This is a genomic window from Nostoc sp. NMS7 (assembly GCF_017115085.1).
Lineage (GTDB): Bacteria > Cyanobacteriota > Cyanobacteriia > Cyanobacteriales > Nostocaceae > Nostoc.
This window is the reverse complement of record NZ_JABXKJ010000077.1, coordinates 62,796-73,903: the sequence shown is the minus strand read 5'-3', so window position 1 is coordinate 73,903 and position 11,108 is coordinate 62,796. Positions and strand designations below refer to the sequence as shown.

Below are 11,108 nucleotides of genomic sequence, written 5' to 3'. Positions count from 1 at the left end.
ATTGATTCAACAATCGCTAATAATTTTTGCTTACCGCAACTTATTGAGCGGATACTTTTTCTAGATAAATTACTGATGAAAGAGGAGAGATTTCCTCCTTTCTTAATAATAGATAATAGTTGGGTTAAAAAGGTACAAGAAGTAGCCCATCAAAGACATCGTTTAATAAATCTTTCGCCAAGCTTTAACCGTCTCTTTGCCAATTTCGCTATCAACACTTTGACCTCCTTCCAAGACTAGTCTGGTGTCTAAGTTCTCATTTGGAGCATTTTTCAAAGCAGTGGCTAATTCTTGACTGACAGCAAACGTGCCAGTTGAACCGTCTAATTTAAAAACCTTTTGCCTAACTTTAAGCAAAAGTTTATCCACTTTCTTGGTAGTGACAAACCTACGATAGTCAGGTCTGGGATACACACGACCTGCGGTGTAAAAAGAAGACCTTGCTTGCTCGAAATTTACTGTTACGAGTACTCGAATGTTGGAAGGAGTCCACAAACTAATAACTTGCTCTGAATCCTCATGGAACAAATGGCCACCTAAAGAATTGCGGTCAAAAACCCCAAGAAACTCCCCTTCAAAAGGGTCAACGATTCTCACGGGTTTCGACCAAGGCACATCCATATCGGGGGATAGTCCTGCTGATTTGACCACTGGAAAATCGCTTGATGCTTGCGTAAGGCTAGCTACCTCTTGAATGGCGAAAGCAGCACAAAGTTGAGGAGAAAGCACAGGCAAGCTAGCTCCAAAAAGAAGAACTGGAATCGTCTGCGGTAAGTTGATCATAAGTCAGGGGTACAATCTTCAAAAAGAATAATCGGACAATCTTTATTAGTCATCCCCCATAAGACTTTTGTTTGCCATGAAGCTTTAACAATTGACCAAATCCCTATGTCTTGGGGCGATTTTTAGGTAAATAGACCACGCGGTAGGGGCACAGAAAAAGCTTATACGTGTCAACTTAACGTAAAACCCATGTCCCGCAAGGAACTGAAGTTCCTTGCTCATAGCAAAAGTCATCTGAAGATGACTAAATAGCTCTCCAAATCCTTAGTCTACTTCAGTAGACTTGAGCTAAAAGCCAAATGAATTCATTCCCAGGCGGGTGACAAAGCTATGAGAGAGGCTGTTTCTAACTTAAGTTGATACCAATGAGCATTGCTGTGCCCCTACCAGAGATGTGGTTGAAATACATGAAAACTGCTGTAAGTAATATCATTTAATGTTGCTAAAAAGTTTTGAATGCGATTTTATTTTTGGTATACAGATAAAAGCAGACATTCCCAAACTAGCCGTGGTTGAGCGTAAGCAAGTAAGTATTTTCGAGTTTGTTCTAGCTGGTTAATTATGCTGGGTTGATGCCACTCCTGCCAGTAGAATTGCTGAAGATAATCAACTAACCAGAGTTGTGCTTCTGTATCTAAATCTTTATCAATTTTTTTGGCTAACTCTAAGGCTTTGCGGTAGGAAGCAGGGGCTTTTTTCAAATCTTCGAGTAACTCAGGGGGAATAACTTGTAATTGCTCGTAAGATGCGATCGCACTCCCCACACTGCCAGCTGCTATACTCAATACTGCCTGATTTGGCAAAATCTCCTGATGACCAGTTTGTGTGAGTACAACAGCTAAAGACTGTGCATCTAAACGATAAAAAGGAATGCGTTGACAGCGTGATACCAAAGTTGGCAACACAGACTCAGGTGTAGGTGCAATTAAAATTAACGTCGCCTGTCCCGGTTCTTCCAAAGTTTTAAGTAAAGCATTCGCTGCGGCTTCTGCCATTGTTTGGGCTTCTTCCAGCACTATCACATTCCTCGGTGCTTCCAAGGGTGGCCGACTGAGAAACTCGGTAATTTCCCGAATTTGCTCTAGGCGAATTACAGGTGGTGCCTTACGCTTAACTCCTTTCTCCGCGGCTTCTGCTGCTGTTAATCGTTGTCCCTGGTATTGGTACGTTGGTTGCACCCATAACAAAGCTGGATGGTTGCCTTGACGCAAACGGTTTTGTAAAGATGCAGTAACTTCCATCCCACTAGAAAATAGCAATTCCACAAAACACCTGGCTGCTAAACTCCTTCCTACACCATCTGGCCCCACAAATAGATAGGCTGGAGCAACCCGGTTTTGTCTGACAGCCTGAGTGAGTAATTCTATGGCTTGCTGTTGTCCTACTACTGGTGCAAATGGGTTAATAGTTCAGTACCTTCGCCAAAACAATAATCTGAAAACAGAGGGCTACGAATATAGTACAATACTTTTGGGTTAGCCTCAAAAACCATAAACTGCCTTGGTTGGGTTGAAGAAAGTGAAACCCAACAAACCACTGAAAATGTTGGCTTACCCTGCGGGAGCTTGCTACGTTCCTCAACCCAACCTACGATTTGTATATAAAAGGGTTTTATTTATATTTGGTAACAAGCGCACGAATATAGTATGCTGAGAAATTTAGCTTTCTCAAAAGATATAAGAGAAACCAAATCAATCAGCAGCAGCATAACTAGGCAATGCGTTGAGTTGGAAATTAACAGCAGTTAGATAATTTTGATCGTTTAAAGCTTGTGATGGTAATTTATCTGCATTAACAGCAGCCTTCACCAAATCTTTTGCAATAATATTCCTATTCTGAGTTTGAAATACTAGCGTTTCTCCACTAGGAATCCCGTGTTGCTTCAGACCTCCCTGATAAGCAAAATTAACTAGATTGAAAGGTTGGAGGTAACTAACAGAAGTAGAGTGACTGGATAAATTGTTAGAGTTAATAGCTATTTGCTTGCTGTTGCTAGTGGGTGTTTGAGCGCTAACGATTCCAGGTACAAGAGTAATCGAAGCAAAAATAAGTGCAGAATTTATTAAGGTAACAACTTTCATCAGCTTATTCTTAGGTAAAATGTGATCGGTGTTCTTTAGTAATAGATTCCTCTTTATTATTAATCTCAGCTTCCTTCATTCAGGTCATCTGATCGGTTGATATATGACTCACCCAAAAGGGTGAGATCATTGAGCGACACAAAGAGCAATGGAGACTCCGTTAAGTCCAGACACAGAAGAGATTGCTTGAATGAAATAGTGATTCTATTTTTGGCAAAGTTTAGATTTCCCAGCCTCCTAACTCGACGTATTCAGAAAAAAGCTCGGCGTTCCGAGTTCAAATCTTGAAGTTTCGAGAAAAATGCTCGGCGTTCCGAGTTCAAAGCTTGAAGTTCCGATAAAAAAGCTCGGCGTTCCGAGTTCAAAGCTTGAAGTTCCGATAAAAAAGCTTGGCGTTCCGAGTTCAAAGCTTGAAGTTCCGAGAAAAAAGCTCGGCGTTCCGAGTTCAAAGCTTGAGTGATGAGGCTCAGAGGTGGAACTATATAGAAAAAACCGCATCGCATTTACAGCTTAGGAGACTTTACCAAATCCACCTCCTCCAGGCGTTTCTATCACAAAAACATCCCCAGGTTTCATCTCTACTGTTGCGGTGCTGTCTAAATTCTCTTCAATTCCATTGTGACGTTGTATCCAGTTGCATCCGACAATTCCCGCCTCCCCACCATTTAATCCAAAGGGAGGGACAACTCGATGACTAGAGAGAATATTAGCTGTCATGGGTTCTAGAAACTTGATGCGGCGGATAACTCCATTACCACCGGAATATTTTCCTTTACCACCGCTATCGGGACGGAGACTAAAGCTTTCTAAAAGTATAGGATAACGGGTTTCTAAAATTTCTGGATCGGTCAAACGCGAGTTAGTCATGTGAGAATGAACACCATCAGTTCCATCAAAATCAATTCCTGCGCCAGAGCCGCCGCAGATAGTTTCATAATATTGATATTGCTGATTACCAAAAGTAAAATTATTCATCGTTCCTTGAGAAGCAGCCATAATACCCAAAGCGCCATATAAAGCATCAACAATCGTTTGAGAAGTTTCTACATTACCCGCTACTACTGCTGCTGGATAAATTGGATTCAGCATACAGCCGACGGGTATAATAATTTCTAGAGGATTAAGACAGCCAGCATTCAGAGGAATATGATCATCAACTAAAGTCCGAAAGACATATAAGACTGCTGCTTGAGTTACAGCTTTAGGAGCATTAAAATTACTATTGAGTTGCTCAGAAGTTCCAGTAAAATCAATAGTAGCACTGTGAGTTTCTTGGTGAATCGTAACTTTTACTTGGATGATTGCCCCATTATCCATTTTATAAATAAATGAGCCATCCTTGAGAAGATTGATAGCCTTTCTCACCGACTCCTCTGCATTAGCTTGTACAAATTTCATATAAGCTTGGACAGTCTCAAGTCCGTATTCAGAAACCATTTTACGAAGTTCTTGAACTCCCCTTTCATTTGCAGCAATTTGTGCTTTGAAATCAGCGATATTTTGGTCAGGATTACGAGCAGGATAAGTATGATTTGAAAGGTGCTGTCTTACTGCGGGTTCTCGAAAATTTACCTCTTCAACTAAGAGAAAATTATCAAAAATAATTCCTTCCTCTTCTACTGTGGTACTGTGAGGAGGCATTGAACCAGGAGTAATTCCACCGATATCGGCTTGATGTCCACGAGAAGCAACGTAGAAAATAACTTGTTTTTTATCTCCGTCAAAAACAGGAGTAATTGCAGTTACATCAGGAAGATGTGTTCCGCCATTATAGGGATTATTAGATAAATACACATTTCCCGGTTTTAAGGTGTCGCCTTTATCGTTAATTAAACTGCGGACACTTTCACTCATTGAGCCTAAATGTACAGGAATGTGCGGAGCATTTGCTACTAATAATCCTGATGAGTCAAAAATAGCACAGGAAAAATCTAGCCTCTCTTTGATATTTACCGATGTGGCCGTGTTTTGTAACACAATTCCCATTTGTTCGGCGATAAATTGATAGAGATTTTTGAATATTTCCAAGCGGACGGGATCGGGTTGAGATGTTGTATACATTTTTGAATCCTATTTATTTAGATTAAATTAACGTGAGTTTGACAAACTAAAAAACAGCAGGTAAGTGTTTGAGGTACATATGAAGTGAGGGTTTTGTAGGCAAATAGGTATAGGCAATTAAGACTGCCATTGTTATTTCGGGGACCTGATTTGTTGTTTCGGCGATGCTTACGGCTAGCTACGCCTACGCAATTGCTGATTGCGTTCATTCTTAAATAACTTAAGACAAAAACCTTTACCACGCAAAACCTGTCCTTCTTTGAACTGGAGAGGGACAGGCTTGAACTAAAGTTCAAGGCAGGGAGAGGTTTGTCGAACTCACGTTAAATTACTAGCACGACGGCAATCATCCAGAAGTGCGTTTAGTTCTGCAATAACTTTCCAAGGATTTCGACCTTTCAAAACAGCAGCAATTGCAGCTTCATAGGGATTTTTTCCAGTTTGTCTAACTGCTGATATCGCTGCTTGGTTAGAGAGTCCACGTCCACTAACTAACCAGGCAGCTAAGACATGTCCTGTACGTCCAACCCCACCAGAGCAGTGAACTAGTACTTTCTCGCTTAGTTGATTTGCGACTACCAAGAATGGCAAAATTTGCTGGATTAGGGTTTTACGATCAGCCAATTGAAAATCTTCAATCGGTGCCCAACAAACCTGATGTAGTCCAAATGTCTGTCGGTAGACTCCAAGCAAATCTGAATAACGAGTTAGCTGAGTATGAGGAAGTAAACAGCAGACGTGCTTAATATCTTGACTCTGCATAAACTCAATCCACTGTTTAACCTTCTCACTGCTGTACCCAGGTCTTGCACAACCAAAGACAATCGGCTCGTTTTCCCAAGCCGCAGCAAATTTGTACATACTATTCTTGTCAAAATAATTGAACACTTGCTTAATCCTAATCCTGTTATTGCAGTTTATAAACATTACAAAATGAAATGATTAGGTTCAGTTAATCTTGCTATTTTTAAAAATATCTAAGCGGGCGGGATTAGGTTGAGATGTTGTGTACATTTTTTTTTCCTACTTGTTTAGATTTGATAAATATTAGAAGCCAGAAGGGTTGAATGTTTGTAAAACTTATATTTGGCATCAGTTTTAAAAATCAGGAGGCGGAACCTCTAAACCGTCGTTACTAAACTGAACCTAGTAACGAGAATATAACCCTTTTTCAGCAAACTCCTTTGTCAAGAGTGATAAATTGTTAAAGCATGACCCCGCAAAGGAAACGTTGTGACACCACTTGGATTTTCATTGGATGGAAAAATCGCCCTAGTTACTGGAGGGGGGCAAGGATTAGGACTAGAAATCACCAAAGCACTCGCAAGTGCTGGTGCTTTTGTTCTTGTCAATGGGCGGAATCATGAAAGCCTAAATCGCGCAGTTGCATCTGTGACTGCAATTGGCGGATCAGCCTTGCCATTGCAATTAGATATTACGGATGAAGCAGCCGTTAAAAAAGCGTTCAATGAAATTCGAGAAAAATACGGGCATCTGGATATCCTGATCAATAATGTTGGTATGCGCGATCGCCGTGGTTTTTTTGAATTTGAAATGGATGCGGTGCGTCGGCTTATCGATACGAATCTTATTGCTTCCTTCAATCTGTGCCAGGAAGCAGCACGGCTGATGATTGAGAATGGCGAGGGGAAAATCATCAACATAACGTCGATCGCTGGACCGATCGCAGGTGCAGGCGATGCTGTGTATACTGCTGCTAAGGGTGGACTCGAAGCTCTAACTCGCGCTCTTGCCGCCGAACTGGGAATGTTTGGAATAACTGTCAATGGTGTTGCCCCAGGTTTTTTCGCGACTGAGAGCAATGCAGATGTGCTTGCCGATAAAGAAATCGCCGCTTGGTTGGAAAAACGAACCTCCCTTGGTCGTTGGGGATATCCAGAAGAAATCGCTGGTGCTGTCGTTTTCTTTGCTTCTCCAGCCGCATCCTATGTCACTGGTCAGATTTTGGCGGTTGACGGCGGATACCTTGCCCATTTTTGATCTCTTGTCAATTCTGCTTCTTAGAGCCTGTTGATAGACGCTGTAAAATCAGATGATTGTGTTCAGTTAATCTGGCGTTCCAGTTAGGTTCAACTACAATTGTGCTAATTTTTTCGACAACGATCGCAGGTCCATTAATCCTATCTTCTGGTTGTAAATCTTCCCGCCGATAAACAGGGGTATCATACCATCTATCACTACTAAACATTTTTACTGTCTCAATAGATGTAGGGGTTTTATCTAAAGGGCGAGTACGAATAATTAAAGGTTCTTCGGGTATCTCCATCTTCTGAATTACTTCGACTGAGGCGGATTCAACAATTAAAGTTTTCTCTAATTGAAGGAAACCATAGCGAGATTTATGTTCAGCCTCAAACTCTTGCCGCATCACTGCTACTTGATCAGCAAAATTAACGGTCAATGTAGAGTTAGTTCCCTCATATTTTAAATTAACTTTTCGGATTACTTCTACTTGATTACACACTTGATCGATTTCATTTCTAGCTTGAGTTTCTAAATATTCCATTAACTGGTATAATTGAGGAATTAATGCTTGAGTGAGAGATTGTTCTACTCCCGCTTCTCTAATCGCTCTGACATCAGCTAATCCCATTCCATAAGCAGAAAGAACACCAGCATAAGGGTGGAGAAATATCTTTTTCATTCCCAAGGTGTCGGCAATTAAACAAGCAAGTTGCCCGCCGGCACCGCCAAAACAACAAAGCACATATTGGCTGACATCATAACCCCGTTGCAGACTGATTTTTTTAATTGCGATCGCCATATTTTCCACTGCGATCGCGGTAAATCCAGCCGCGACTTCTTCGGGAGTAGAATGATTTAATGTCGCGGCTTGAATATCTTGGGCTAATTGGGTAAATTGCTGAATGACAGTATCTTTATCTAAAGGTAAATTGCCATCAATTCCAAAAACCGAGGGAAAATATTGCGGGTGGATTTTGCCTAACATCACATTGGCATCAGTAACCGCTAGTGGTCCTCCACGTCGATAACAAGCAGGCCCAGGATTTGATCCAGCAGATTTAGGCCCGACACGATAACTAGAACCATCAAAAAAGAGAATTGAACCGCCTCCAGCAGCAATGGTATTAATTGCTAATACTGGAACTCGCATCCGCGCCCCAGCAATTTCGGAATCTAGTTGTCGTTCATACTCTCCTTTAAAGTGCGCGACATCTGTACTTGTCCCTCCCATATCAAAGGTAATAACTAACTCGAAACCTGCCCTTTTACTAGTTTGAACTGCGCCGACAATCCCGCCAGCAGGGCCACTTAAAATACTATCTTTGCCTTGAAATTGTTGGGCTGCGACTAAACCCCCATCAGATTTCATGAACATTAATTTAACTCTGGGTAACTGAGTCGCTATTTGGTTGACATAGCGATGTAGAATAGGAGTTAAATAAGCATCTACTACTGTTGTATCTCCCCGGCTGACCAACTTCATTAATGGACTAACTTGATGAGATACGGATATCTGCGTAAACCCGATTTTTAAAGCAAGTTGGGCTATTTGTTGTTCGTGCTTAGGGTAGCGATCGCTGTGCATAAAAACAATAGCACAACTCTGAATTCCTGTGTTGTAAACTGCTTCTAAGTCACTTTTAACTAGTTTAATATTTACAGGGATTAATTCATTTCCGTTAGCATCATAACGTTCATCAATCTCAATCACCTGCTCATAAAGCATAGTTGGTAAAATGATCTGACGCGCAAAGATGTTAGGACGATTTTGGTAGCCAATTCGTAGCGCATCTTTAAAGCCTTTAGTAATCAGAAGTACAACCCTGTCTCCTTTCCTTTCTAACAGCGCATTTGTTGCTACTGTTGTCCCCATTTTTACTACTTCTATTGCTTCAGTAGGAATGGGTTCGTTGCCAGAAATACCCATGATATCCCGAATTCCTTGGATGGCTGCATCTTGATATTGTTCGGGATTTTCTGAAAGTAGTTTGTAGACTATAATCCATTGCTGATGAGGCAGAGTCACAATTAAAAAACGTTCAGGATGTATTGATAGTCTGTCTATAATTGCTTGATTATTAGTAACAGCAACAATATCTGTGAATGTACCACCGCGATCGGCAAAAACCTTTAACATTCTTCTGTTTACTCAACGCTATACAGGTAGCATAACAATGGGTTATAAAGTCTTTCTACTTCAGGTGTGGAATATTTTTCTAGAGATGTGGAATCTTAGATATAGTCAATTAAGTGGGAAACATAAATCTTAAATTGTCCACTGCCATTTAGACTGTTGTGCATTCCATTTTACGGCTACTATTTCTGCTGGAGGATTGATGCGATCGCCATTTTGTTCAAATTGGATAATTCCTGTAACTCCTTTCACTTGTTTTTTGTCTTCTTTGAAATATTTATTCATGTATATTAGTAAAGATTGACTATCTGAAATGTCAAATTGCTCTAAAATTCTCAGAATTATTAACACTGAGTCGAAAGCTGTTGCACTACGCCATGTTAAGTTTTCTTCTCCCCATAATTGAGTGCCTAGTTGACAAAACTTTCGCCCTAGTTGATTTTCACTATTGCACCCATTTGTTTTACTGTGCCAATGCCAAGGAACACAAGCTATAATTTGACACTCATTTTGATTTACCAAATTATAGTGACTTTGCTCATGAATCCAATGTAAAACATTCTCATGGTAAAAAGTTGCTGAACCAGCTATTAGACAGTTATTGATTTTTAATCTACTAATCAGTCCAGCATTATCGAGGGAATTAGGTTCAATTCCTCCATCAGGAATTATGATAATAATATCAACGCCATTTTGTTTAATATCTTCTAAATAAGCTTGAATCTGATAATATTTCTCGCTAATATAACTACATTCTTTTAGAAAAATAAGCTGTTCACTATATTGCTCTAGACATTTTTTGATAGTATTTCTGTATGAAGTGCTATAACTACTATTTTTATTATAAATAATAGCTACTTTTTTATGATTCTTACCGGATAATCTTTCTGTCAAGTAATGAGCTAACTGTGTAGCATTTATGCTATCTTGAGTAGTCAGTCTAAAAAAGGATAAGCTTTCACCCCCAGATAAATGAGAAAGTTCATTAGATGTACTACTAGAGTTTACTAAAATTAGTCCATTTTGAGAATATAAATTTAGTGCCTTTTTAGTCATTTCACTTGAATAATGACCAATGATAGAGATCAGGTTTAATTGTGGCGCTAAGTTGGCTAAATTCTCTGCTGTTTGGCTATATGGTGCATATAAATTATTAGGATCATTGACAATTAGAATTTTCAAGGATATCGGACTATCTGTATTATTTAGAGTAAAAATTTTTTCGGGTTTTATGTCATCTAAATTTATCTCTTTTCCTAGTGAAATTCTCTCAAAGCTTTGAAGATTTATTTGGAGTTGAATTTGAGCAATACCTCGTAAAATTTCCGATGCAACATTACCTTGATTATGATAAAATGGCACAACTACAGCCAAAGTATAAATATGAATTTTTTTCTCTTTTAAAACAGATTGTTTATATTCAATTAAGCTGTTATTAATATAAATTAAAACTTCTGGATTCCCTGTACCATAAATTTCTATTTCTTTTTTCCAAGCCCAAATAAAGCACTTTAATGCTTGATAATAAAGTCCTTGCTGATAAAATTTATTGGCTTGGATTTGTAACTCAACAATATCTTGATTTGGGGGAGAAAGAAAAATTTGTCTGCCAAAACTACCTTGAAAGTTATCATTGTTTAATTGAGGAGCAGTCTGCAATTTATATCCGTTATTAGGATGAAGTAATAAATTCAGCAGCTTAACCCACTTCCCAGCTATTTGTTCTTGGTCAATTTGCATCAGTTCTGCTATTCTAGGATAAATATTATTACTCAGCCTATCTCTAATCTGTTGGTCAGATAAATTGAAGATTTTAGCTAGATGTTGTCGAGAGTGTCCTAATAGAGATTGACAAATGATTTCCTTGTCAATTTCACTGATTTGCCTTCTATTTGAAGCTGTCTCTAATTTCTGAAAGAAAAGGTCAATATCAATATTTAGCTGTTCTATAACCTGTTGACAGTTTTGACACACCATAATTATCTATCATCCTTTTTTAAAAATGATAGTCTAATTACTAACTTAGGTGATCCTATGGGTGTCGAACTAATTTCTATTTATGT

At 39.3% G+C, this 11,108-nt stretch carries 9 protein-coding genes; 1 reads left to right on the top strand and 8 read right to left on the bottom strand.

The genetic code is table 11. From position 1 onward, the window contains the following. Positions 1–162: 162 nt before the first annotated feature. From HWQ38_RS07505 to HWQ38_RS07480, 6 genes are all read right to left on the bottom strand, one after another. Positions 163–783: a hypothetical protein gene (locus HWQ38_RS07505; protein WP_292791857.1), complete on the bottom strand. Its 621-nt coding sequence runs from the start codon at positions 781–783 to the stop codon at positions 163–165. Positions 784–1,247: 464 nt separating this feature from the next. Then, positions 1,248–2,189: a DNA polymerase III subunit delta' gene (locus HWQ38_RS07500; protein ID WP_292791871.1), complete on the bottom strand. Its 942-nt coding sequence runs from the start codon at positions 2,187–2,189 to the stop codon at positions 1,248–1,250. 285 nt (positions 2,190–2,474) lie between these two features. Further along, positions 2,475–2,864, bottom strand: a complete 390-nt coding sequence (locus tag HWQ38_RS07495) for a hypothetical protein (protein WP_292791854.1) — start codon at positions 2,862–2,864, stop codon at positions 2,475–2,477. Positions 2,865–3,115: 251 nt separating this feature from the next. Further along, complete coding sequence (locus HWQ38_RS07490) at positions 3,116–3,367, bottom strand: hypothetical protein (protein WP_292791849.1); 252 nt, start codon at positions 3,365–3,367, stop codon at positions 3,116–3,118. A gap of 7 nt (positions 3,368–3,374) precedes the next feature. After that, positions 3,375–4,925 carry a hydantoinase B/oxoprolinase family protein gene (locus tag HWQ38_RS07485; protein WP_292791846.1) on the bottom strand — a complete coding sequence of 517 codons (1,551 nt, stop codon included), beginning with the start codon at positions 4,923–4,925 and terminating at the stop codon, positions 3,375–3,377. 318 nt (positions 4,926–5,243) lie between these two features. Next, complete coding sequence (locus tag HWQ38_RS07480) at positions 5,244–5,786, bottom strand: dual specificity protein phosphatase family protein (protein WP_292791868.1); 543 nt, start codon at positions 5,784–5,786, stop codon at positions 5,244–5,246. Positions 5,787–6,158: 372 nt separating this feature from the next. Between HWQ38_RS07480 and HWQ38_RS07475 the strand changes: the two genes are divergently transcribed. Continuing rightward, positions 6,159–6,926 carry an SDR family oxidoreductase gene (locus HWQ38_RS07475; protein WP_292791843.1) on the top strand — a complete coding sequence of 256 codons (768 nt, stop codon included), beginning with the start codon at positions 6,159–6,161 and terminating at the stop codon, positions 6,924–6,926. A gap of 7 nt (positions 6,927–6,933) precedes the next feature. Here the strand turns inward: HWQ38_RS07475 and HWQ38_RS07470 are convergent, their stop codons facing one another. Then, entirely contained in the window at positions 6,934–9,048 is a 2,115-nt protein-coding gene (locus HWQ38_RS07470) for a hydantoinase/oxoprolinase family protein (protein ID WP_292791840.1), read from the bottom strand. Between the two features lie 129 nt (positions 9,049–9,177). After that, positions 9,178–11,022 carry an ABC transporter substrate-binding protein gene (locus HWQ38_RS07465; protein WP_292791837.1) on the bottom strand — a complete coding sequence of 615 codons (1,845 nt, stop codon included), beginning with the start codon at positions 11,020–11,022 and terminating at the stop codon, positions 9,178–9,180. Between the last annotated feature and the right edge of the window lie 86 nt (positions 11,023–11,108).